The sequence below is a fragment of the Lacinutrix sp. 5H-3-7-4 genome, assembly GCF_000211855.2.
In the GTDB taxonomy this organism is placed as follows: domain Bacteria; phylum Bacteroidota; class Bacteroidia; order Flavobacteriales; family Flavobacteriaceae; genus Lacinutrix.
Map to the genome: position 1 here is coordinate 860,099 of NC_015638.1, position 26,196 is coordinate 886,294.

Consider the following 26,196-nt stretch of genomic DNA (forward strand, 5'->3'; position numbering starts at 1 on the left):
AAAACATCTGTTTTTTCCATTATTTTTATGTATTAGGAAATAAAAAATGGAAATTTTGTACAAACAAAAAAGGGAAAACAAAATATTGTTTACCCTTTTTAAAAGTGGTTGATTAATAGCATAATCTTTTTAAAAGTGATTCCCTTAATATCACTTTTTGATTAGAGTAAGAAATTAAAACTAACACTATAAATATACTCAAGAGCATTTTTTTATTAGACTCTAAATGTATAGTTGGTTGTAATTATTGTATAAATGGTAACAACCTAATTTATGCTTTAAAAAAAACTAATCACACAGTATTAGATACCAATTACACATAAACCATAAAAAAGTCTATATTTAGTTTTATCTTTATTATATAATACACCTAAAAATATGCTTAAAGCCGTAATAGTTGACGACGAACCTAAAGCCATTGAAGGCCTAAACTGGGAGCTTAACAATTTTAGCGATACTATTAAAGTTGTTAGAACTTTTTCTGAACCAGAAGAAGCTCTTGCTTATTTAAGTAAAAACATTCCAGATTGTTTGTTTTTAGACATACAAATGCCAACTATGGATGGTTTTCAATTTTTAGAAAAATTAAACAATACAGACATTGCAGTCATAATTACTACTGCTTATGATGAATACGCTATTAAAGCCTTAAAGCACGAAGCTTTAGATTACCTTTTAAAACCTATTGATAGTGACGACTTAGAACTAACAATTTCTAAAATAAAAAAATTTAAATCTAGGTTAATAAGTAGCGAAAAACTGGAAGATATACTTATAAACTTCACCAATAATAATAACAAGAAAAAAATAACTATTAATACAGATGGTAAACTGTTATTTTTAAGTATTGATGATATTGTTTTTGTAGAGTCTGATGGTAATTACAGTACTATCTTTTTAGAAGACAACCAAAAAGTATTAGTTACAAAAAAGCTAAAAGAAGTCTATGCCTTGCTTCCTGAAGATTCTTTTTTTAGAATTCACAACTCATACGTAATAAACCTAAGTAAAATTAAAGCATTTTTAAAAACCGAAGGTTACGTTGTAATGGAAACCAATCAAAAAATTCCTGTTGCAAGACAACGTAAGTCTAGTTTTTTAGAAAAATTATAAAATGATTTTTAAAAACCTATCACATATTACTTTTTGGATAATAGTTCTAGTTATTTGTTGTTGTACAGCACAAGTAGTCAACTCCCAGGAAAAAGAAACAGGTTTCTCTGTTTTTGCAGATAGTATAATTAAAGTAAACCATAAAAATTTTGGTGATTTAGAGTATGCTATTTACAAAAACAAAAACGACACAACTAAAATGCGAACGCTTGCTACAAAAAGCCAACAGCAAAACTATCCTCAAGGTCAAGCCTTTGCAAATATTATGCTAGGCAACCAATACCGAAACACCTCTAATTTCGACAAATCTAAAACGCTATTAAATAACGCATTAGTAATTTCTAAAGAAAACAATCTGCCAGAATTTGAAATAGTAAGTCTTAATATGCTTGGTGTTATAGACAGAAGACAAGACAACATAAAAAGCGCCTTAGATTATCACCAAAAAGCATTAGAATTAGCAGAGAAACAAACTAATAAGACTAAAAGTATAAAAAAAAGCATAGCTGTAAGCCATAATAGTATGGGTAATATTTACCTAAGCTTAAAACAGGAAGATTTAGCTTTAAAAGAATTTATAAAATCACTCACTATAGAAAAAGCTATTAAAAACAAATTAGGCTTAGCTATTAACCACCATAACATTGGCGCAATTTACGAGGCCAAAGGCGATTTAAAAAAAGCCTTAAAAAGCTACCAGAAATCTTTAGCTTATAACGAAGAAATAAACTCAGATATTGGTAGAATAATATGCAATAATAGCATTGGTGGTATTTACGTAAAACAAGAAAAACCAGAAGAAGCTCTCAAGGTTATAAAACCAACAATCGCTTTAGCTAAAGAAAAACAAGACCAATTCTACATCGCATCAGCATACATAAGGTTAGGTTGGGCACAAAACCAATTAGGCCAATTAGATCTTGCTAAAAAAAACATCACCAAAGGTTTACAGGTTGCAAAAAAATATGATTTAAAATCATTTATTGCCGAAGCAAATTTTCAACTATCTAGCGTAAGCGAGAAAAAAGGTAATAATGCTTTAGCCTTAAAACAATATAAAGAAGCTGTAGCTTTAGACCAAAGTATAAGTAACGAAAAAAACACACAGTACGTAAATAGGTTACGTTTTCAATATGAAGCAGAAAAACAAACTAACCAAATAAAGACTCTAGCTTCAGAAAAAATGATTTTAGAAAAAAGAAATGAAACTACTTTTGTTGTTCTTTTTATACTGTTAACTGCCGTTGCTGGCTTGTTTTTTTTCTATAGACACAAACAAGTAAAAAACGAAAAGCAAATTCTTACCTTAGAGCAAGACATGCTACGAAGCCAAATGAATCCTCATTTTATTTTTAATTCTTTAAATTCTATAAAGCTTTATATTATAAATAACGAAAAAGAAAATGCTGTTTATTACCTTAATAAATTTTCTAAACTCATTAGAAAAATATTAGTTGCTTCAACCGAAAAAGAAATTTCGCTTGCTGAAGAATTAGAAACAATGAATTTATATATGAATATAGAAAACATTAGATTTTCTAATCAAATAAACTATAATTACACCGTTGAAGAAAATATTAATATAGATGTTATAAAAGTTCCGTCTTTAGTGCTTCAACCTTTTTTAGAAAATGCATTATGGCATGGTTTAGCTTCAAAAAAAGACGACAAAATTATAAATGTAGATATTATTAAACGTGATCCAGACTATGTAATTATTGAAATTACCGACAACGGTATTGGCAGAAACGCTTCGTCTAAAATTAAGAAAAACAAATTATTAAATAGAAAATCTGTAGGCATACACCTAACCAAAAAGCGCCTTGAAAACTTCTCGAAACCCTTTACTACAAACTATAAATTAACTATAGAAGATTTATATAAAGATAATATTACTGCAGGAACAAAAGTTACTATTCATATACCAATAAACGAAATGTTTAAACTTAAAACAGCTTAAACTATTTCATGGTTTGCGCAACTTTCTCTAACTCTGCATACCAGTCTTCTCCAAATTTTCTAATTAAAGCTTCTTTTACAAACTTATAAACTGGTACCTGTAACTCTTTACCTAGTGAACAGGCGTCATCACAAATTTCCCATTTATCATAATTCACAGCAGAAAACTCTGTATAATCTTTAATTCGTATTGGATAAAGATGACAAGAAATTGGTTTTTTCCAAGAAATTTCTCCTTGATTATAAGCTTCTTCTATTGCGCATAATGCGGTATTTTTTTCATCAAAAATAACATAAGCACAATCTGCTCCATTAATTAATGGTGTTTCAAGATCTCCAAAAACAGTTTTTATAGATGTGCCTTGAGCCTCTATAGCCTCAATTCCTTTTGGGCGCAAAAAAGGTTTTACTTTTGGGTAAATATCTTCTAAAATTTCGGTTTCTTCCTTTGTTAATGGAGCTCCTGCATCTCCATCAATACAACAAGCACCTTTACATGCCGAGAGATTACAAACAAAATCATTTTCTATAATAGCTTCAGAAACTATTGTTTTTCCTAATTGAAACATTGCTGAGTATCAAAAATTTTACACAAATATAAGGTTAAAAGTTTCAAACTTAAACTCATGATTTTAAATAAAAATTAAACTAAATTTAACCTTGTAAAAAGTTAATTTAAAAGTACTTTTGCAAAAAATTTAAAAAACTGAAAAATGAATTTTGATTTTAAAGAAATATTTACCGTATTCATGGTACTTTTTGCCGTAATAGATATTATTGGGAATATTCCTATTATTATAGACCTTAGAAAAAAAGCAGGTCATATACAAAGTGAAAAGGCTGCCTTAATTGCCGGTGTTATATTAATTGCCTTTTTATTTTTAGGAAAAAGTATATTAAACCTTATAGGTATTGACGTAAGCTCTTTTGCTGTTGCAGGTTCGTTTATATTGTTTTTTATCGCATTAGAAATGATTTTAGGTATTACATTATATAAAGAAGATGATACCAACCCAATGACGGCTTCTGTTTTCCCTCTAGCTTTCCCGTTAATTGCCGGACCAGGTAGTTTAACAACACTACTATCTTTAAGAGCTGAATTTGCTATTGAAAATATTATTCTAGCTGTTTTATTAAATGTTCTTGTTATCTATATAGTTTTAAAAACCTCTAACAGAATAGAACGCTTTATTGGCCAAAATGGTATTAACATAATTAGAAAAGTATTTGGTGTTGTATTATTAGCGATATCAATTAAGTTATTTGCAGCCAATGTTAAGATTCTTTTTGCTTAACTTTACAATATGAAAATTTTTACACTTATTTTAAGCATATTAGCATTTGGTTTAATAATTTATAATTTTACCAAGCTCGATTTTTCTAATCTTTTTGAAGGTGAAAGCACTGTGGCTTTAATTACTATTTTTGCTTCACTTTGCGCTATTCTACTTTTACAAATTTTAAGAATTTCGAAAAAAATTGAAGAAAAAAATAAAGGAAGATAAATGATAGACACTTTAATAATTGGTGGTGGAGCTGCAGGATTATCTTGTGCACTTGTTTTAGGTTCTGGTTTACAAAAACCTTTTGCAAAAGACAAAAAAGTTGCAATTATTACACACCAAAAAACTTCTCATTTACAAAATGCTTTATTTAATAATGTTTTAGGTCTAAAACCTGGAACTTTAGGTAGTGATTTACTTGTTGAAGGCAAACAACAACTAAACGACTTATATCCAGATGTTATTCAAATTGATACAGAAAAGGTTGTAGAAATTGCTAAAACAAATAATGGCTTTATTGCCACCACAAATAAAAACGAATACGAATGCAAACGTATTGTTGTAGCTGTTGGCTACACAAGTTTGCTTTCTATAAAAGGATTAGAGCCTTATATAAAACCACATCCTAGAGCTGCACTATCTAAAGATAGAATTTGGCTAGAAAACCAAGACCATCTAATTGAAAAAAATCTATATGTTGCTGGCACATTAGCAGGTTGGCGTAGTCAATTTGCCATTGCTTCTGGTAGTGGAGCCCATGTAGCTACAGATATTTTAACACTATGGAATAATGGTAAGCAAACAAAAGTACACGACAAAACAACTATAATTTAACTATTTGGTTTCTGTAGATTGCTTTATAACCTCTTCTACCATAATATCTTTTTTATTTACAACTTCCTCATAAGCACCAAAACCAAACAATTGTTCTGCTAACGATGCTTTAATGTATTGTTTCACTTCTTCTCTGTAAGCTACAAAAACAATTGTTGTACGTCGTTTTTCATTTAAAAAATCCTGAAACTCGTTTATAGCTTCATCACTTATATGAAAATTTTCAATAAATTCTGTTCTAGTAAAATCACCAAAAGCTGCTCTATCTTTTTCTAAAAACTCGAAAGCAAAAGCTCTAATATAACCGCGTCTTAATAGAAAAGAAATGGTTTCATTTTGCATACTTTCATCTAACGGCACAAAAACATCAGGAATAATACCGCCGCCGCCATAAACTGTTTTTCCTTTAGGCGTGATAAACTTTAAAGAGTCTGCAATTTCAATTTTATTAAAATCTAACAACTCTCCACTATCTAGTCTTGAATAGTAGTCGTCAAAATAATCTTGTTGATGTCCTTTTTGGTATGAGCGTTGAATAGAACGTCCTGTAGGCGTATAATATCTAGAAACAGTTAATCTAACCGCACTACCATCACCCAACTGCATTTCTCTTTGCACCAAACCTTTCCCGTAAGAACGACGACCTACTATTGTTCCTTTATCATTGTCTTGCAGAGCTCCTGCTACAATTTCGCTTGCAGATGCAGAGTTTTCATCAATCATTACATAAACATGTCCTTTTTCAAAAGAACCACGTCGTGTTGCAAAACTTTTTTCTATATCTCCACGTTTATTTTTTGTAAATAAAATTAGCTTATCGTCTTCCAGAAATTCATCTACAATTTTTTCGGCTACACCAAGAAAACCGCCAGGATTGTCTCTTAAATCGAGTGCTAATTCTGTAGCTCCTTGTTTTTCTAATTTTGTTAATTGTAATTTAAATTCTTTATATGTTGATTCTGCAAACCTGTTAATTTTTATATAGCCTAGTTTATTTGTTAACATATAACCAGCATCAACACTTTTAATAGGGATATGATCTCTAACTACAGTAAACTCTAAAGGTTCTTCTTCTCCTTTTCTAATTACGCCCAACACTACTTTTGTATCTATTGGACCTTTTAACTTTTTTACTAGATCACCATTGGTTAAATCTCGACCAAATAAAGAGTCTCCATTGGCTGTAATTATTCTATCTCCTCCTTTTAGGCCTGCTCGTTCACTTGGTCCATTTTCTATAGTTCTAATAACAGTAATTGTATCTCTAAAAGTATTGAAATTAATACCTATACCAACAAAATCTCCTTTCATGTTTTCTGTTACACGTTGCAAATCTTCTTTTGGAATATAAACTGAATGCGGATCAAGATTTTCCATAATACCATTTACAGTAACATCTACAATACTATCTGTATTAACATCTTCTACATATTCATGGTCAATATAATCTATTAACCTATTTAATTTATCTTTTTTACTGTTTGAGGTAAATAAGCGATCTGAAGTATCATTAAAATCTAATTTGCCGCCAATAAAAATACCAGCTGCAATTGCAACACCAAAAAGTAAAGGCCAGTATTTTTTATTCATTTTATTAAGCTTTTAAATCTTCTATTCTTTCTATTTCTATTCCTGCTTTTTCTAAAAAGCGCAAACCAGAGTCGTCTTTATATCCTTCTTTATATACAACACGAATTATACCAGCTTGATGAATTAGTTTACTACATTCTTTGCAAGGCGATAAAGTTATATATAAAGTAGCACCATTACAGGATTGAGTTGAAGATGCTACTTTTAAAATCGCATTTGCTTCGGCATGTAAAACATACCATTTAGTATAACCTTCTTCATCTTCACAAGGATTTTCGAAACCTGTAGGCGTTCCATTAAAACCATCACTAATTATCATGCGGTCTTTTACAATTAAGGCTCCAACTTGTTTTCGCTTACAATGAGATAGCTTTCCCCATTCTTGTGCAATTCGTAAATACGCTTTATCGTATTTGTGCTGTTTATTTTTTGGCATATTATAAAACCGAGTAGCATTATAATGTTATTACGCTTAAAAAAAGCAAAAGCTACTACTCTACTAACAACGAAGATAATGTGTTAGTATTTTAATTACAATTTAACCAAGCAGATTTATGAAAACTTTATAGAAGCTATTTATTTTATTAATGGACTATTTAGCAACATTGGTATTACAAGTCCTACAACAATAGCAGAAACTACCATAATCCAATCGCGTTTAGAAAACCTAAATACTGTTTGTGTTAAGTAGCCTAAAAATAAAACTATAAAAACTATAATAACCTGAGCTAATTCTATACCTAAAGCAAACTCTAAAAGTGTTATTATTTTATTATCATCATTACCTATTAACAATTTAAATTCTCTAGCAAAACCCAATCCATGGACTAAGCCAAAAAACAATGTAGAGATAAATAAAACACCTATTTTTTCCTTTTGAGCGCCTTTTCCAGAAGTAAACACATTAAAAAGTGCGACAATTAATATTGTTATTGGTATTAAAAACTCAATTAAGTTCCCTGAAATTTTCACAGCTCCATAAGTTGCTAATATAAGCGATAATGTATGTCCAACAGTAAAAACTGTTACGAGTAAAAACACTCGTTTCCAGTCTCTAAACATATATGGAACAGTTAAAACAATAAGAAATAAAACGTGATCATAAGCATTAATATCAAGTACGTGATTGATACCATATTGTACATTAAACCAAAGTTCTTCAAGCATTTTAAGTTATATTTTTGGGTGTTTGTAAATATATAAAAATAAAGAAAGGCATCAATAAAAATTGATGCCTTTGTACTCAAAGTGGGAATCGAACCCACACTCCCGAAGAAATTGGATTTTGAATCCAACGCGTCTACCAATTCCGCCATTTGAGCTTATTAGCAATGCAAAAATATATCTTTTTTCGATAAACACCTTAAAAATAGTGGTGATTATACCTTATAGATAAAAAAATAGTCATAAATTTGCACCTCATTAAAAATAACGTAGTGTTATTCACTACTTTAAAACATTTTTACGATGCCAAATACTAAGCCAGACGCAAAAATTTTTTCAATTACGCAAAGTAAAACTTTAGCCGAAAAAATTGCCGCGGCATATGGTGCTAAATTAGGTAATGTAATTACATCTACTTATAGCGATGGTGAATTTCAACCATCTTACGAAGAATCTATACGTGGAACAAGAGTTTTTATTATTGGGTCTACAAATCCAAGTTCAGAAAACTTAATGGAAATGTTATTAATGTTAGATGCTGCCAAACGTGCTTCTGCTAGACATATTACAGCAGTTTTACCTTATTTTGGATGGGCAAGACAAGATAGAAAAGACAAACCTAGAGTTCCTATTGCAGCAAAATTAGTTGCAAAAATGCTTGAAACAGCTGGAGCAACTAGAATTATAACTATGGATTTGCATGCAGATCAAATTCAAGGGTTCTTTGAAAAACCAGTAGATCATTTATTTGCTTCTACAGTATTTTTACCATACTTAAAAGAGTTAAATCTTGATAATTTAACTATTGCTTCTCCAGACATGGGAGGAAGTAAAAGAGCTTATGCTTACTCTAAGGCAATGGAAAGTGATGTTGTTATATGTTACAAGCAACGTGCTAAAGCCAATGTAATTTCTCACATGGAATTAATTGGTGATGTTACTGGAAAAAATGTAGTTTTAGTAGATGATATGGTTGATACTGCTGGAACTTTAACCAAAGCTGCAGATTTAATGATGGAGCGTGGCGCAAAAAGTGTTAGAGCTATTTGTACACATCCTATTTTATCTGGTAATGCTTACGAAAGATTAGAAAATTCTAAATTAGAAGAATTAATTGTAACAGATTCAATTCCTCTAAAAAGAGAAAGTAAAAAAATTAGAGTTATAAGCTGTGCAAATTTATTTGCAGAAGTAATGCATAATGTACATTTTAACAAATCTATAAGCTCTAAATTTTTAATGTAGTTAATAACTACCAACAATGTATATTAATAATTAAATATAAATAACAACAATGAAATCAATTACAATCAACGGATCTCAAAGAGAAAGCGTGGGCAAGAAATCAACAAAAGCCTTACGTAATGCTGGTCAGGTTCCTTGCGTATTATACGGAGGAGACAAGGCAGTGCATTTCTCGGCAGCTGAATTAGCATTCTCTAAACTGGTGTATACACCTAATGCGCATACAGTTGTAATCGAATTAGAAGGTGGTGATACTTATAATGCAATCTTACAAGACATTCAATTTCATCCTGTAACAGATAGAATTTTACACATAGATTTCTACCAAGTATTCGAGGATAAAGAAATTACTATGGATATTCCTGTAAGATATATTGGTAACCCAAGAGGTGTAAGAAATGGTGGTGTTTTACGTAAAAACAAACGTAGCCTTAGAGTTAAAGCTTTACCAGGAAACTTACCAGATTACATAGATGCTGATATTGAAAACCTTAAAATTGGAAACAAACTTTACATCACTAAATTAGAGTCTGAAGACTACACATTCATGCACCCAGATAACACTGTTGTATGTTTAGTAAGACGTTCTAGAGCTGCTGTAGTAGAAGATGATGAAGATGATGAAGATGCAGATGATGTACCAGCAACAGAAACTGACGATGTAGCTGCTGTAAAAGAATAAACAACTTATTCTGAATAAATAAAAAAAAGCATTCTGAAATATTCAGGATGCTTTTTTATTTTTACAAAAAAAACTAACTTCAATATGTTTGATTGGTTCTACAAAATATTTAAAACTAAAAACAATTCAAATACAATTGAAAAAGCAAATTCTATGAAAAAATTCTTAATTGTTGGTTTAGGAAATATTGGTGATAAATACGAAAACACACGTCATAATATTGGCTTTAAAATTCTAGATTACTTTGCAAAAGAAGAATCTTTAACTTTTGAAACACAAAAACTTGGAGACATAACAACCTATAAATTAAAAGGAAGAACTTTTATTTTTCTCAAACCAAATACCTATATGAATTTAAGCGGAAAAGCTATTTTATATTGGTTAACAAAAGAAAAAATACCATTAGAAAATTTACTAGTTATTACTGATGATTTAAATCTTCCTTTTGGAAGCATAAGAGTAAAGACTAAAGGAAGTGATGGAGGTCATAATGGCTTAAAAGACACTCAAGACAAGCTAAACACCAATAAATACAATCGCTATAGATTTGGTATAAGTGATGCTTTTACCAAAGGACGACAAGTTGATTATGTATTAGGAGAATGGACGGAAGAAGAAAACAGCAAACTTGAAGAACGCCTAAAAAAATCTATAGAATTAATAAAATCTTTTGGCTTAGCTGGAATAAATAATACCATGAATACTTTTAATGGTAAATAAAAAAGGAAGCCAATTGGCTTCCTTTTTTTCTAAATTTATAATATAAATTACTTTACAATTATTTTTTTTGTTTGCGAGTTGGCTCCATCAGATACTTGTAATATATACATACCAGCTTCTACATTATTTAAATTAATTGTTTCTTCAAAATTTGTGGTGCTTTTAAATTCATTTTTAAATACACTTCTTCCTCTTACATCAAAAACAGAAATCATAATATCATTTTGAGATAGGTTATTGAATTTTACGTTAAACGATCCATTATTTGGATTTGGAAAAACTGAAAAATCAGATATCCCTGTATCAAATTCATTTACAGATAAACTACCTTGAACACAAAGGTCTAAATCAAAACTATTCCACGTTCCTCCATCAAGGTTAGCATCATCAACTACTGTTAAAATCCAATCTCCACCAGACAATTCACCATAAATAGTTGATAAATCTCCTTCTGGCACAAAATTACCTGTAAAAGGTGCACTACCTCCTGTAATAGGACCATCTGTTCCTTCTTGATCAAAAACAGTAGCAGTATAATTATCTCCACTTCCACCATTATCGCTCGTTAACTCTACCACTGTTCCTGCCGGGCTTGTTAAAGTTATATCTAAATCACCTGACCATGAGTGCGTAATATCTATTGTAACGTTAACATCGGTTATAGGAAAGTTAGCACCAACATTTATTGTAGATACATAACTATTTCCTGCACCACTTGTAGAAACTGTTTGAGGTAAATCTGTCGCACTAAAGGTAGCACAAGTTAAATTTGCCGTAGTAAAATTAAAAACAGTTGAAGGTGCAGCAGTAGCACATTGGTTAGATGCTGTTACTCTCCAAAAATATTGTGTATTTGCTGCTAGAGCAGTTGTATAAGTGTTTGTTTGCACCGTAGCTGTTTCAACTATAGAAGTAAAACCTGAATCTGTTGCTACCACTACCAAGTAATTCTCAGCATTAACATCTATATCCCAAATCAAATCTCCATCTGCAGCAACATCTACTGCTCCATTTGCAGGAGATACTAATGTCGTTGGGTTTATTGTACTACTAAATACATTAAATGTACCGTCTACAGATTTTGTAATAGTTCCTGAAGTCCCTTCTAAAACTATAGAATAAGGTCCAGAAGCTAGACTACCTGTTCCAGAAATTGTAACTGTTCCTGTAGTGCCATCTGCAGATGCAGATACTGGATTAATTACTGCCGAAGTTCCTGCTGGCAATCCTGTTACTGTAAAATTAGTAGTATCGCTAAATCCTAAAAAAGTATTATACGTGAAATTAAAAACAGCATCATTTGGCGCACAAACATCAACAACAGGATTATCAATAGTAATTACAAATTCTGATTCTTGAATTGAAAAATTTGAAGCGTTTACTGCATAAAAAATATTGTTGTTTCCTTCTACTATAACTCTAGCCATGTTAGTATCTCCACCAGTTAAAGGAACTGTAACATCATGAGATCCATCATTTGGCACATTAGATGCCATTACAAATGGAAAAGTTAATCCACCATCTACAGATAATAGTATGTTTACCGTAGGCGTGTTTACAACTCCTACATCTGTTCCTGCTACATCCCAGCTAACGGTTTGTGTCGATCCTGCATCCCAAGTTTCGTTAGTAGTTTGAGACGTTACAGTAAAAGGTCCCGAAGTCCCATCTACAGTTACTAACATTTCATCAAAACTAGTTTGTGGAGATTGCCCAATACCTCCAGCTTCAGAACGATCTCTAACTGTTAACGCAAAATTTAAGTTTCTTGCTACTGTAGATACTGTTTCCCATGACGAATTATCTACAGTTTCAACTGGACTAGATTCTGTTAAGTCTCCATTTAAAACTCTGCTTAAAATAGGCATATATCTATCTGGCGATGTACTTGGTGGTCTTGATCTCCAAACAGCTCCTGTTGTTTTTGTTGGTCCAAACGAAGAATTAGTGGTAATACCATTATCTATTTGCTCCCATGTATATGTCAGTGTATCTCCACCATCAGTATCTGTTGCTGCACCTCTTAAAACAAATGCAGTACCCATAGGTATAATATAATCTAAACCAGCATCTGCTATTGGAGCATTATTTGTAATTGCTGTAGTAACTGCACAATTATTAGGTGCGGTAGTTACATTGTTTAATATTTGATCTATACTATAGTAATGAAAATATGGATCACTATGGTCTTGCACATCGTTTCCTCCTGTTATTCCAGCATAACCCATTATAGTAGTTCCACTTCCCGGCTCAGCATTAACTCCAGTACCTTCAGAATTAAAAGACCAAGTATGGTTTGCTCCCATTTGGTGGCCAATTTCATGTGGCACATAATCAATATCGAAAAAATCTGCCATGTATGGTCCGCCATCATTATCTGTAAATTGATGTGCAGAAAAAGCACTTCCTTTCCCACTTTCGCATACACAACCTATACAACCAGCATTACCATTATTACCTGCAAAAGCTAACAAGTGTCCTATATCATAATCTCCTTCACCTACATTAGCTGTTAAATTTGTTTGTAAATCACCATTTAAATCTGTACCATAAGGATCTGTACCTACATAAATTAAATCTAATGCAGGATCATCCATAGTATCTACTAATTGAAATGTAATAGCCATATCAACTTCAAACACTTCATTAGTTCTATTTAAAGTAGAAACCATTTGAGCCAATGCATCTTGTTGCGCATCTCCATTTGCAGCATTACCATCATCCCAATAATTGGTATATTCTGATGTTACAGACATTGCCATTCTAAACGTTCGAAGTAATTGGTCATTTGCATCTCGAGAAAATGCACTACTCACAACACGTTTTGATATATCAACATCTTCTGTTAAGCATTCAAATGTTTCAGATGAATTAAGTTGAGCTGTTCTATTATAAACTAAGTATTGACCATTTGAGAATTTAGTAACAGGCTGTATGTAAACTGTTTCTTTTCCTGGCTCAGAAACCATTGCTTTTAAGCCTAATGGAGTTACACTAAATCTTACTCTTGTACCTGTATTATCCAGTCTAGAACCTAAATAAGTTTTAATGTTTGGGTGTTGTGCCTCATTATCGTTAGATGAAAAAATTTGAGTTTCCACTACTCTAAATTGTTCCAATTTACCATTCACTGATGGAAAACTTACTATTGTGTTAGATTTTCCTTGTGATAAAAATCTTAAAGGCGCTCCTACAAGTTGTTGTTTTAGATTGAGAATATCTAGCTGCAAAACTATAGCGTTATCTCTATCTAGGTTTTTTAAAGAAATGCCTTCTGTATTCTCTTTAAAAATTGTTTTAGTCCACACATTATCTTGTCCGTAAATTTGATTTACAAAAAGAAAAAGAAGCAGAAATAGTATTCTTAGTAATTTTGTTTTCATTTTGATGATTTTTTAGAATATAAAATTAATAATTTTTTAACACTTAACTTGTATTAATCTGTGTTTTTGTTTGTTTTTTTCACCACAATCAATAGCGTCTAAAAAAAAGAACCGTCTATAAATCAATGCTATAAAAGGAATATTTTTTTAACCCCATAAAATAATTCATTTTTAACAACTACTACTTCAGTCTTTTTCCATAATTTGTAAGCCAATAAATTAACGTGAATTTAATCTATAGAAAATGAAAAAAATTACTTTTTTACTTTTGCTTGCTACCGTAAGTTTTTCAGCAAACTTATTTGGGCAACAAAAAACTCCTATTCAAAATACTAAAAGAAGTATACAGCAGCAGATTCCAGCATTTGAACCTACAAAAGAAACTCAAAACTCACTAGAACAAACTGGATATGCTCGATGCTTAACAGATGAAAATGAGATTGCATTACAAAAGCAATATCCTAGTCGTGTAAACTCTGCAGAATTTGAGGCATGGATCGCTCCTAAATTAGCACAATACAAAGCAGATAGAGCTGCAGGTAAAACAATGCCTCCAGTATTTAACATTCCAGTAGTAATTCATATTATTCATAATGGAGACCCAATTAACACCAATGGTTTACCTGGTAATGAAAATATCTCTGATGCTCAAGCATTATCTCAAATTCAAGTTATGAATGAAGATTACAGACGTTTAGCCAATACTCCTGGCGGAGCTAATACAACTGGTTTAGCTCAAGATATTGAAATAAATTTTTGTATTGCTCAACAAGATCCTTTTGGCAGCCCTACTACTGGTATAGTACGTCACAACATTACTCCTCCAAGTAATACAAGTGCTGCTACAGATGATTGGGAAACTAGAGCAGATACTGAAAACATGAAAACTACCACGCAATGGGATCCAGAAATGTACCTAAATATGTGGACTATAAAAGCTGGTGGCTTACCAATAAATCAAGGTGGTCAACAAGGTCTTTTAGGTTATGCTCAATTTCCAAGTAATTCTGGATTAGCGGGAATTAACACTAACGGTGGAGCAGCAAATACAGATGGTGTTGTTGCTAGTTATGATGCCATGGGTACTTTAGCCGAAAATGATGGATCTTTTATATTAAACAACCAATATAACTTAGGTCGTACAATGACTCACGAAGTTGGTCACTGGTTAGGATTACGTCACATTTGGGGTGATGGAGATTGTAGTGCAGATGACTTTTGTGCAGACACACCTATTTCTGGAAACCCTAATTACACTTGTAATTTGAGTGCCGATTCTTGCCCAACAAGTGCTGGTAATGATCAAGTACAAAATTATATGGACTATACAAACGATGCATGTATGGACACCTTTACCCAAGATCAAAAAGATCGTATGGTAATTGTTATGCAAAATTCGCCAAGACGTATGCAATTAAATACTTCTAACACATGTAGTCCTGCTAGTCCTACTGTAAACTATACCACAACTGCTCCTAATTCTGTTATAGAAGGAAGTGATTGCGGTTTTCAAGATTTTACTTTCCAGCTGTCAATATCGTCACCTACTACAGCAACCACAACTGCTAATTTAATCTCTACTGGTTCGGCTACAATTAATGAAGATTTCGATTTATTAAACAATTCTGTTGTTTTTAATGCAGGGACTGGTTTTCCAAGTGGAAATGACACCATAACATTAAGAGTTTATAACGATAGTTTTGTTGAAACAGATGAAGATATAACTCTAGAAGTAAACGTAACAACTACTGGAGATGCCATTGCATCTACAACACCATTTACACTTACTCTTGTTAATGATGATATTGCTGCAACAGGAAGTGCAAATACAACTATTTTTACTCAAGATTGGGAAGACACTACCGGATGGACAATTATAGATAGTGATGGTGATGGTGAAAACTGGGGTGTTTTTCAACCGCTTACTTTTGGTAACCTATCTGGTAATTGGGCAGGTTCTGTAACAGATCAATCTGTAGTAGGAGGAACAGGAGTATTAACTCCAGATAATTATATTATCTCTCCAGCTATTACTATAGGTTCAAGTGCTACTAGTGTAGAATTCAATTACGAAATTGGAGCTGCAGGTACTCCTGAACATTTTGCTGTATATTTCACAACAGATATTACAGATGAGTCTACTATTATTGCAGGAACTTTACTTGAAGAAACAAACACAATTGGTGGCACAACAGAAAACAGATCTGTTATTACAAGTGATTCTAACATAGTTGGACAAACAGGACATTTAGTATTTAGACATTTTAATACTACCGGTAACTCTTTAATTATGTTAGATACAATTAATATTATAGAGTCTATTAATTTTGTTGTACAAACAGAAGAAAACATAGCAAACCCAAGTACTATAAATGTTAACACAACGGGAACTGCTTATTCTTTTGACAATGCAACTGGAAACATTGTTGCAGGATTAGATAATACAGGTGGTTTTGATTATGGGTGTACAACTATAACTGTAACAAGAGACCAAACAATAGCAGGAGCTCCAACCGTATTACGCCCTGGTTCTACTGCTAACGAAGATAGAGTTATGGCTAAGACAATAAGTTTTACTCCTGAAAACACGAATACTTCTGGTCAAACTACACTTAGTTTCTACTTTACAAATGCTGAAATTACAGCATGGGAAACAATTACCGGAGAAAGTAGAAATAATTTATTTGCCTTTAGAGAAGGTACAAATGTATCTGAACCTGTTACTGTTTCAGATTTTAATGGAGACTACATTTTAACAGTGCCTTTCACTTCTGGAATTGATGGTAATTACTATTTTGGTAGACAATTTAACTTATCTACACCTTCGTTTGATTTAGAAAATTCAGTTTCTATTTTCCCAAATCCAACAAGAAACTCGTTAACAATTTCATCTAAAAACAACGAGATACCAAGTGAGTATAGTGTTTATAATATGCTAGGACAATTAATTACAAACAAGAAAATTAATACCGAAGCAGATTTAACATTAAATACTAGTGCTTTAAGCAATGGTGTGTATTTTATTAAGATTGCAAAAGATAATGCTGCAATAACTTTACGCTTTATTAAAGAGTAAATAACAGCACTTAAAATTATATTAAAGAGGATTTGAAGTCATTTCAATCCTCTTTTTTTATTTTTGCAAACTAAAGACAAAGCATTTGAAACCAAACGCGCTAGAAAACGAGCAAACAATTATTACAATAGGTACTTTTGACGGTGTACATATTGGACACCAAAAAATTATTAAAAGATTAATTGCTGTTGGTAGTAAAAAACATTTAAAACCAACGATACTAACATTTTTTCCACACCCTAGAATGGTGCTGCAAAAAGATGCTAATATTAAGCTCATTAATACCATGGATGAAAAAGCCTCTCTATTAGAAAGCTTAGGTATTAAAAATATGATTGTAGAAAAATTTACTCAAGAATTTTCACGTTTAACGGCTGAAGACTTTGTTGAAAAACTTTTAGTAAAAAAATTAAATGCTAAATATATAATAATAGGTTACGATCATCACTTTGGTAGAAACCGATCTGCTAATATTGATAATTTAATAGATTTTGGTAAAACCTATAATTTTGAAGTTGAAGAAATAACAGCTCAAGATATTAACGATGTTGCAGTAAGCTCTACAAAAATTAGAAATGCCTTAAATGAAGGCGATATAAAAACAGCAAACACGTATTTAGGCTACAACTTTATGCTAACTGGAACAGTAGTAAAAGGAAAAGGAATTGGTAAAACAATAAATTACCCTACAGCCAATTTAGAAATTACCGAAACCTATAAACTTATTCCAAAGCAAGGTGTTTACGTTATAAAATCTATTATAGAAGGTAAAACTGTTTTTGGCATGATGAATATTGGTACAAACCCTACAGTAGATGGTACATCTCAAACCATAGAAACACATTTTTTTAATTGGGACGTTTCACTTTATAATAAAACATTAAAAATTGAATTATTAGACAGACTTAGAGATGAACAAAAATTTGAATCTATTGAAGTTTTAAAAACTCAATTAAAAAAAGATCAAAACAAGGCATTACTTATTATAAAAAATTATGATTAACTCATTTCTTTTTAAACATATAGATAATAGTGCGCTTGTTGTCTTCAGGATTATTTTTGGTTTACTATGCTTTTTAGAATCTGTTGGTGCAATTTTTACCGGCTGGATAACACGCACTTTAGTAGAACCAAAATTTACATTCTCGTTTATGGGCTTTGGCTGGCTACAGCCATTATCAGGAAATGGTATGTACTTTTACTACGCAATTATGGGTGGTTTTGGTATTTTAATAATGCTAGGTTATAAGTATAGGTTTAGTGCATTGGCCTTTTGTTTAATGTGGTGCGGCGTATATTTTATGCAAAAATCCTCATATAACAACCATTACTACTTACTTGTTTTATTAAGTGCAATTATGGCTATTTTGCCTGCAAATCGCTATGCATCTTTAGATGTTAAATTAAACCCTAAACTTAAAGAAATTTCTATGCCTAGTTGGTGTAAGTGGATTTTTGTAATCCAGTTGTTTATACTTTACACTTACGCATCTAAAGCAAAATTATATCCAGATTGGATAGATTTAACTGTGCCAAAACTATTAATGAGAAGTAAAGCCAATTACCCAATTATTGGCGAGTTATTACAAAATAATTTTATGCCATATTTAGTAGCTTATGGTGGCATTTTATTTGACGGTTTAATTATACCTCTTTTACTTATTAAGGCTACAAGAAAGTACGCTTTTTTTGCTTCTATATTTTTTCATTTATTTAATTCTATTGTATTTCAGGTTGGTGTATTTCCATACCTATCCTTAGCATTTTGTTTATTCTTTTTTGAGCCTAAAGTAATTAAAAACATCTTTTTAAAACGAAAAGAGTTTTACTCTAAAAACGAAATTATTGTGCCTAACTATAAACCCGTTTTAGTAACACTTGGAGGCATTTATTTTATAATTCAAATAATACTACCTATTCGCCATCATTTTATTGAAGATAATGTTTTATGGACAGAAGAAGGCCACCGTTTATCTTGGCGCATGATGCTACGCTCTAAAAGCAGCAGAACAACTTATAAACTTGTTAATAATACTACAAAAAAAGAAACTGTTTTAAAATTAGACAAATACCTCTCTAAAAAACAAATACGCTCTGCTAGCTCTAAACCAGATGTTATGTGGCAGTTTTCACAACGGTTAAAAGAAGACTACAAAAACAAAGGCGAAGATATTTCTATATATATAAAAGCTTTTGTAAGTGTTAATGGTAAGCCACACAAACAATTAATAGACCCAAAAGTAGATATTGCAAATGCCAAGTATAACTACTTTACACATAATGATTGGATATTACCATCAAAATAGGTTTCTTTTTTATTTTACAACAAGCTAAATCTTACTACTTTTACCATTATTAAAAATATGTTTCAATTTGCGTTAAGGATTGAAAGGTTTGTTTGAGCTCCTCACAGAGAGCGAGCCTTGAAAGCCTGACCAAAAACAATGCTTTTTTAGCTTGTTTTTGGTAACGCCCAAAATAAAATTTATGTTACAAGTACCATTTATTAGAGATAACAAAGAGACTGTAATTGCTGGTTTAGCAAAACGCCACTTTGATGCTAAAGATTTAGTTGAACAAGTTATTGTTTTAGACGAAGAACGCCGTACGTTACAATCGAAATTAGACAATACTTTAGCTGAATCTAATGTTATTTCTAAAGAAATTGGGATTTTATACAAGTCTGGTCAAGGCGAAAAAGCTAACGCATTAAAAGAAAAAACGAGTGCTTTAAAAGAAAGTTCTAAAACACTTACCGAAGACTTAAACACAACCGCAGAAAAATTACAAAATTTATTATACCAACTGCCTAATGTACCACATGAGTCGGTACCTGCAGGAAAATCTGAAGAGGAAAACGAAGAAATTTTTAATGAAGGAGAAGTACCTAAGTTATTTGATGGCGCACAACCACATTGGGAATTAGCCAAAAAATATGATATTATAGATTTTGAGTTAGGTAATAAAATTTCGGGTGCTGGTTTTCCTGTTTATAAAGGTAAAGGTGCTAGATTACAACGTGCTTTAATTTCTTATTTTCTAGATAAAAATACAGCTGCTGGTTATACAGAGTATCAATTACCGCATCTAGTAAACGAGGCATCTTGTTATGGTACTGGACAGTTACCAGATAAAGAAGGGCAAATGTATCACGATTCTCGTGACGATTTATATTTAATACCAACTGCAGAAGTTCCTGGAACTAATGTTTTTAGAGATGTTTTATTAAACGAAAGCGATTTACCAATTGGTATTACTGGTTATACTCCTTGTTTTAGGCGTGAAGCTGGTAGTTATGGTGCACACGTGCGTGGTTTAAATAGACTGCACCAATTTGATAAAGTAGAAATTATACGTGTTGAGCACCCAGAAAACTCTTACAATGCCTTTTTTGGTATGGTAGAACATATTAAAAGTATTTTACGTGAGCTTAAATTACCTTATAGAATTTTAAAATTGTGTGGTGGTGACACAGGTTTTCCATCTGCTATGACTTACGATTTTGAAGTTTTTTCTACAGCTCAAGATCGTTGGTTAGAAATTTCTAGTGTATCAAACTTTGAAACTTACCAAGCTAATCGTTTAAAATTACGTTTTAAAAATAGTGACGGTAAAAATGAATTGGCTCACACTTTAAATGGAAGTTCGCTTGCATTACCTAGAGTTTTAGCTGGAATTTTAGAAAACTATCAAACTGAAAATGGTATTTCTATTCCAGATGTTTTAGTACCTTATACAGGATTTAAAAACATTCAATAATATTTTGTTTTAACAAATTTTATCGATTAAATGTTAAAAAAACACGTTGTTTAACGAATTTTACAGATAAATCTTTGCTGTTTTAATTTTAATTCTCAAATTTATATTGTTCTAAAACAGTATTGAGATGAAAAATATAAAACGTTTGTTCCTACTTGCAACGTTAGTAATAGTTGCAACAGTTGTTTTTTCTACGGAATATGACAAATTAAAATCTAAAATAAGCACAACTGCAATTGTGTCTAATAATTAACTATACTTAGTTTTTATATAAACCCCAATCGAGTATTTGAATCATTGTTAAATATATGATTAATAGCACATTTATTTAGATTGGCATGCCTGATTAATTTCAGGCATTTTTTTTGTCTAATTTTTTAATTTAATAACAATAGGCATAACATTTGTTATATTTACACAAACATTTGCTATGAGATTTTTACTTATTTTCACCTTTCTTTTAAGCTTTAATGCTCTTGCTCAAGACGATATTTTAGCTAGAGAATATTTTAAAAATGGAGATTTTGAAAAAGCTGCTACTACCTACAAAAAACTATATGCTAAAAACAGCAGAAATAAAACTTACCTTTTACAACTTGTAAAAGCTTACCAGCAATTAGAGAAATTTAAAGAAGCCGAAACATTATTACAAGACGAATTAACGCGTTACGAGTACCCACAACTTATTGTAGAATTAGGAAGAAATTACAGTTTACAAAACGACACTATTAATAGCAAGCTAAATTACGATAAAGCCATATTAACAATAGAAAAAAACCCAAACAACGCCTATGCCGTAGGTAGAAGTTTTGAAAATTATTCGTTATTAAATGAGGCTATAGTCACATACAATAAAGCCATGCAATTAAAGCCTCAACTAAACTTTAATATAAACTTGGCAAAAATTTATGGCGAGCAAGGCAATATTGAAAAAATGTTTAATAGTTATATTAATTTTTCTGAAATAAATGAAAATTATTTAAATACAGCTAAAAGAGAATTTAGTTCTTTTATTAGTGAAAATAAGGAAAACGAAAACAATATTATTTTAAGAAAAATACTATTAAAAAAAATACAAACCGCTCCAAACTTACTCTGGAACGATATGTTGAGCTGGCTTTTTATCCAGCAAAAAGAATACAAAAAAGCTTTTACACAAGAAAAAGCAATTTATAAACGAGAATTAGAAAGTTTAAATCGTGTTGAACAATTAGCAAACATTGCCTATAACCAAAAACAATTAAACGTTGCAAAACAAATCTATACTTTTATTGTAGAAAACACTCAAGAAATAGATATACAAATAAATGCAAATTACAACCTATTAAAAATTGAAACAGAACAAGCCAAAGAAAAAGACTACCAAATAATAAACAATAAATACCTTAAGCTTCTAGAAAAATACGGTAAAACCTCTAGAACTGTAAACTTACGTGTTGCTTATGCTCATTTTTTAGCATTTAATTTAGATAAATCAAGAGATGCTGTTGCTTTTTTGAAAGAAAGTTTAAATATTAATTATAGCAGTTACCAATTAGCGCAATTAAAATTAGAATTAGGAGATATACTAGTTTTAGAAGAGAAGTTTAATGAAGCATTAATCTATTACACACAAATTCAACGTGCTTTAAAAAACACCAAAATCTCACAATTAGCAAGATTTAAAGTAGCAAAAACAAGTTATTATAAAGGTGATTTTAAATGGGCAGAATCTCAGCTTAAAATTTTAAAAAAATCTACATCTCAACTAACAGCTAATGACGCATTAGACTTAAAGCTACTTATAAGTGATAATAAACAAGGAGACTCTTTACAAACTGCATTAAAAAAATATGCAAAAGCAGATTTACTTGCTTTTCAAAACAAAAAAAATCAAGCTATTACAATATTATCAAACATTATACAAGAGCATAAAACCGAAACCATTATACCTCAAGCTTTATTAAAACAGGCACAGTTATTTGAAGACAAAGCAGACTTTGAAAAAGCAAAGTCTAATTACCTTCAAATTATTTCAAATTATACAGATGGTATTTTAATAGACGATGCCATCTTTGCTCTTGCAGAGATCTATAATAACCAATTACAACTACCAGAAAAAGCTAAAGAACTTTACGAACGCATAATATTTAACCATGCAGATAGTATTTACTTTGTAGACTCACGCAAAAAATACAGAGCATTAAGAGGTGACAGTATAAATTAGGAAAAGCTTAAACATTGCAGTTTTTCTTCAATTCCTTTTTAAAATCCTACCTTTGCAAAAACTCTTTTTTCAATACAATTTTTAAGGAATGATTATATACAACGTCACAGTTAATATAGATAATAGTGTGCACGAGCAATGGTTAACTTGGATTAAAGAACATATTCCACAAGTACTTGCAACAGGTAAATTTTTAGAAGCAAAACTTACCAAGGTTTTAGTAGAAGAAGAAATGGGTGGCGAAACCTACTCTATACAATACAGAGCACATTCTCGCGAATCTCTAGATGCCTACTATAAAGAAGACGCAGATCGCTTAAGAACCGAAGGTTTAAAACTATTTGCCGACAAGATGCTTGCTTTTAGAACAGAGCTAGAAGTTATAGATGAATATGCTGTAAACTTTAAATAAAATATAGCAAACCACAACTTAGTATTTAAACTAAAAAATTTAAAACAGCTACCAATGACCAAGAAAAAACACAATCCGCACCAAGTAAAAGCAAAAAAGTTTTTAGGTCAGCACTTTTTAGAAGACGAAAGCATAGCAGAACAAATAGCAGACGCTTTATCACTTGAAGGCTATAAAAAAGTATTAGAAATTGGTCCTGGAATGGGTGTTTTAACCAAGTATTTATTAAAAAAACCTGTAACAACCTATGTTATAGAAATAGATACCGAAAGTGTAGAATATCTAAAAAATAATTATCTAAACCTTGCACCAAGAATTTTAGAAAAAGATTTTTTAAAATACGATGTTAGCGAAACCTTTGGAGACGAACCTTTTGCAATTAGCGGTAACTTTCCATACAACATATCTACACAAATTGTATTTAAAACCTTAGAGCTAAGAGATCAAATACCAGAGTTTTCTGGAATGTTTCAAAAAGAAGTTGCCCAGCGCATTTGCTCTAAAGAAGGCAGTAAAGTATACGGTATACTCTCTGTATTAACACAAGCATTTTATAATGCAGAATATTTATTTACCGTACCACCAACAGTATTTAATCCACCACCAAAAGTAGACTCAGGAGTATTAAAACTTACACGTAAAAAAAACTATAGCTTACCATGCGACGAAAAACTATTTTTTAGAGTGGTAAAACAAGCATTTCAGCAACGTAGAAAAACATTACGTAACAGTTTAAAAACATTCGAATTGAGTGATAATTTAAAAGCAAATGTTATATTTGGCAAGCGACCAGAACAACTCGATGTTCAAGCCTTTATTGAGCTTACAACATTAATTGAAAACGACACCAAAAACGAGTCTATTTAGTGGAAGAACAAGAAGAAAATATCCAATTTAAAATAAGCGATGCGCTTATAACTAGTGTAGAACAATTAGTAGATGCTAAAAATGATAACGCCATTTTAGAACTATTAAATGAATATCACCATGCGGATATAGCCGAAATTCTTGAAGACCTAAATACAGAGCAATCCAGCTACATTATTAAATTATTAGATAGTGAAAAAACATCCGAAATCCTTATGGAAATGGATGAAGATGATCGAGAGAAAATCTTAGCAACACTATCTACAAAAGAAATTGCAGAAGAAATCGAAGAACTCGATACCGATGATGCTGCAGATATGATTGCCGAGCTTCCCGAAGAACGACAAGAACAAGTAATTGCACAAATTGAAGACCAAGAGCACAAAGCTGAAATTCAAGAACTATTAACTTACGACGAAGATACAGCTGGTGGTTTAATGGCAAAAGAATTAGTGCGAGTAAACGAAAACTGGACCGTTACAGAATGTGTACGCGAAATGCGCGCACAAGCCGAAAACGTAACAAGAGTTCACTCTATTTATGTAGTAGATGGTAATGAGAAGTTAATAGGACGACTCTCACTAAAGGACTTACTTATGGCATCGCCAAGAGCGCACATTTCTACAGTATACATACCAAAAGTAGATTATGTAGACGTTAACGAAGAAGCCGAAGAAGTAGCTAGAATAATGCAAAAATACGATCTAGAAGCCATTCCTGTAGTAGACGAAAACAAAGTATTAATGGGTAGAATTACCATTGATGATATTGTAGACGTTATACGAGAAGAAGCAGATAAAGATTACCAACTAGCAGCAGGTATAACACACGATGTAGAGGCAGACGATAGTATTTTACAACTAACCCGAGCAAGACTACCATGGCTATTTCTAGGTCTAATAGGAGGAATTGGAGCATTTGTAATCATGTACTTTTTTGAAGGCAGACTACCAGAACAAGCCGTAATACTATTTTTATTCACACCATTAATAGCCGCAATGGCAGGAAATGTAGGAGTACAATCAAGCGCCATAATAGTGCAAGGTTTAGCAAACGACGATGTAAAAGGCAGTATAAATAATAGATTAGTAAAAGAAATGCTTCTAGCCGCGTTAAACGGTGTAGTATTATCTATATTTCTATTTCTATTTGTGTTCGCATGGGAACAAAACTTTAAGCTCGCATTAGCCATATCAGTATCACTAGTAGTAGTAATAATAATCGCCGGATTAATAGGCACATTTATACCGCTATTTCTAGACAAAAGAGGCGTAGATCCAGCCATAGCAACAGGACCATTTATCACCACAAGTAACGATATTTTTGGTATAGTAATCTATCTATTGATATCAAAATCAATATTAGGCTTTTAGTATTAAAAGTAAAATATTTGGGCGTTTCCTTTTTTCTCTTCGTACCTCAGGTAAAAACGTCAGGCTTTCGCAAGTCGCTCTCTGCGAGGAGCTCCAACAATTGCTCAATCCTTAACGCAAAACTTTGTAACTTTAAACACAATTAACTGCATTTAAAGATTATGAAACCAATAAACATAAGCCAAAAACACACCCTATTTACAAAACAATGGCATCCACACCGCATTGCAACAGTAGATAATATGCAAGTACTACTAGCAAAACTAAAAGGAGAATTTGTTTGGCATAGCCATGATAATGAAGATGAGCTTTTTCAAGTAATAAAAGGCACACTATACATGCAATTTAGAGACAGAACCCAGGTTGTAAATCAAGGAGAAATAATTGTAGTACCAAAAGGAGTAGAACATAATCCTACAACAAAAAATAATGAAGAAGTACACGTGTTACTATTCGAAAAACTAAGTACATCACATACCGGAAAAGTAAAACACGACAAAACACAAACCAACTATCCAGAAATTTAAAAT

Annotated in this window: 22 protein-coding genes and 1 tRNA gene; 17 read left to right on the forward strand and 6 right to left on the reverse strand. The window is 31.5% G+C overall.

The genetic code is table 11. The features are described from left to right. Positions 1-378: 378 nt before the first annotated feature. Positions 379-1,113 (forward strand): LytTR family DNA-binding domain-containing protein, encoded by a 735-nt coding sequence (locus LACAL_RS03785; protein ID WP_013869379.1) that lies wholly within the window; start codon positions 379-381, stop codon positions 1,111-1,113. A gap of 1 nt (position 1,114) precedes the next feature. Beyond that, entirely contained in the window at positions 1,115-3,073 is a 1,959-nt protein-coding gene (locus LACAL_RS03790; protein ID WP_013869380.1) for a tetratricopeptide repeat protein, read from the forward strand. Between the two features lies 1 nt (position 3,074). Here the strand turns inward: LACAL_RS03790 and LACAL_RS03795 are convergent, their stop codons facing one another. Further along, on the reverse strand, positions 3,075-3,641 hold the full coding sequence (locus LACAL_RS03795) for a DUF3109 family protein (protein ID WP_013869381.1): 567 nt from the start codon (positions 3,639-3,641) through the stop codon (positions 3,075-3,077). A gap of 144 nt (positions 3,642-3,785) precedes the next feature. Between LACAL_RS03795 and LACAL_RS03800 the strand changes: the two genes are divergently transcribed. From LACAL_RS03800 to LACAL_RS03810, 3 genes are read left to right on the forward strand one after another with little or no spacing between them, the layout of a single operon-like run. Further along, positions 3,786-4,367, forward strand: coding sequence for a MarC family protein (locus LACAL_RS03800; protein WP_013869382.1), 582 nt, complete (start codon positions 3,786-3,788; stop codon positions 4,365-4,367). 9 nt (positions 4,368-4,376) lie between these two features. After that, positions 4,377-4,577 (forward strand): hypothetical protein, encoded by a 201-nt coding sequence (locus tag LACAL_RS03805; RefSeq protein ID WP_013869383.1) that lies wholly within the window; start codon positions 4,377-4,379, stop codon positions 4,575-4,577. Then, on the forward strand, positions 4,578-5,189 hold the full coding sequence (locus LACAL_RS03810) for an FAD-dependent oxidoreductase (protein WP_013869384.1): 612 nt from the start codon (positions 4,578-4,580) through the stop codon (positions 5,187-5,189). It abuts the gene before it with no gap. On the opposite strand, the gene LACAL_RS03815 is transcribed toward LACAL_RS03810, so the two are convergent. The 4 genes from LACAL_RS03815 to LACAL_RS03830 form a co-directional block, all read right to left on the reverse strand. Beyond that, positions 5,190-6,779 (reverse strand): S41 family peptidase, encoded by a 1,590-nt coding sequence (locus LACAL_RS03815; RefSeq protein WP_013869385.1) that lies wholly within the window; start codon positions 6,777-6,779, stop codon positions 5,190-5,192. 4 nt (positions 6,780-6,783) lie between these two features. Continuing rightward, on the reverse strand, positions 6,784-7,215 hold the full coding sequence (locus tag LACAL_RS03820; RefSeq protein ID WP_013869386.1) for a dCMP deaminase family protein: 432 nt from the start codon (positions 7,213-7,215) through the stop codon (positions 6,784-6,786). Positions 7,216-7,355: 140 nt separating this feature from the next. After that, positions 7,356-7,946, reverse strand: a complete 591-nt coding sequence (locus LACAL_RS03825; protein WP_013869387.1) for a HupE/UreJ family protein — start codon at positions 7,944-7,946, stop codon at positions 7,356-7,358. 73 nt (positions 7,947-8,019) lie between these two features. Continuing rightward, positions 8,020-8,101: transfer RNA gene (locus LACAL_RS03830), tRNA-Leu, on the reverse strand. 145 nt (positions 8,102-8,246) lie between these two features. Between LACAL_RS03830 and LACAL_RS03835 the strand changes: the two genes are divergently transcribed. The 3 genes from LACAL_RS03835 (at position 8,247) to pth (ending at position 10,590) form a co-directional block, all read left to right on the forward strand. Beyond that, positions 8,247-9,188, forward strand: a complete 942-nt coding sequence (locus LACAL_RS03835) for a ribose-phosphate pyrophosphokinase (RefSeq protein WP_013869388.1) — start codon at positions 8,247-8,249, stop codon at positions 9,186-9,188. Positions 9,189-9,237: 49 nt separating this feature from the next. Then, complete coding sequence (locus LACAL_RS03840) at positions 9,238-9,870, forward strand: 50S ribosomal protein L25/general stress protein Ctc (protein ID WP_013869389.1); 633 nt, start codon at positions 9,238-9,240, stop codon at positions 9,868-9,870. Positions 9,871-10,023: 153 nt separating this feature from the next. Then, on the forward strand, positions 10,024-10,590 hold the full coding sequence (pth, locus tag LACAL_RS03845) for an aminoacyl-tRNA hydrolase (protein ID WP_148256120.1): 567 nt from the start codon (positions 10,024-10,026) through the stop codon (positions 10,588-10,590). 47 nt (positions 10,591-10,637) lie between these two features. Here pth and LACAL_RS03850 read toward each other — a convergent pair whose 3' ends face one another. Continuing rightward, positions 10,638-13,973: a reprolysin-like metallopeptidase gene (locus tag LACAL_RS03850; protein ID WP_013869391.1), complete on the reverse strand. Its 3,336-nt coding sequence runs from the start codon at positions 13,971-13,973 to the stop codon at positions 10,638-10,640. Between the two features lie 244 nt (positions 13,974-14,217). On the opposite strand from LACAL_RS03850, the gene LACAL_RS14965 reads away from it, so the two are divergent. From LACAL_RS14965 to LACAL_RS03895, 9 genes are all read left to right on the forward strand, one after another. Beyond that, entirely contained in the window at positions 14,218-17,049 is a 2,832-nt protein-coding gene (locus tag LACAL_RS14965; protein WP_013869392.1) for a T9SS-dependent choice-of-anchor J family protein, read from the forward strand. Positions 17,050-17,134: 85 nt separating this feature from the next. Then, positions 17,135-18,052, forward strand: coding sequence for a bifunctional riboflavin kinase/FAD synthetase (locus LACAL_RS03860; RefSeq protein ID WP_013869393.1), 918 nt, complete (start codon positions 17,135-17,137; stop codon positions 18,050-18,052). Next, a complete protein-coding gene (locus LACAL_RS03865; protein ID WP_013869394.1) occupies positions 18,045-19,355 on the forward strand; it encodes an HTTM domain-containing protein in 1,311 nt (436 codons plus the stop codon). The genes LACAL_RS03860 and LACAL_RS03865 overlap by 8 nt, the downstream gene beginning before the upstream one ends. A gap of 181 nt (positions 19,356-19,536) precedes the next feature. Beyond that, on the forward strand, positions 19,537-20,808 hold the full coding sequence (gene serS / locus LACAL_RS03870; RefSeq protein WP_013869395.1) for a serine--tRNA ligase: 1,272 nt from the start codon (positions 19,537-19,539) through the stop codon (positions 20,806-20,808). A gap of 430 nt (positions 20,809-21,238) precedes the next feature. After that, complete coding sequence (locus LACAL_RS03875) at positions 21,239-23,014, forward strand: tetratricopeptide repeat protein (RefSeq protein WP_013869397.1); 1,776 nt, start codon at positions 21,239-21,241, stop codon at positions 23,012-23,014. Between the two features lie 88 nt (positions 23,015-23,102). Next, the gene (locus LACAL_RS03880; protein WP_013869398.1) at positions 23,103-23,426 is read left to right on the forward strand and encodes a DUF4286 family protein; all 324 of its coding nucleotides are present in this window, start codon (positions 23,103-23,105) and stop codon (positions 23,424-23,426) included. Between the two features lie 54 nt (positions 23,427-23,480). Then, on the forward strand, positions 23,481-24,293 hold the full coding sequence (gene rsmA, locus LACAL_RS03885) for a 16S rRNA (adenine(1518)-N(6)/adenine(1519)-N(6))-dimethyltransferase RsmA (protein ID WP_013869399.1): 813 nt from the start codon (positions 23,481-23,483) through the stop codon (positions 24,291-24,293). Next, positions 24,293-25,666, forward strand: coding sequence for a magnesium transporter (mgtE, locus tag LACAL_RS03890; protein WP_013869400.1), 1,374 nt, complete (start codon positions 24,293-24,295; stop codon positions 25,664-25,666). Before rsmA ends, mgtE begins: the two co-directional genes overlap by 1 nt. Before the next feature lie 161 nt (positions 25,667-25,827). Beyond that, positions 25,828-26,193, forward strand: coding sequence for a cupin domain-containing protein (locus LACAL_RS03895; protein WP_013869401.1), 366 nt, complete (start codon positions 25,828-25,830; stop codon positions 26,191-26,193). The last annotated feature ends 3 nt before the right edge of the window (positions 26,194-26,196 follow it).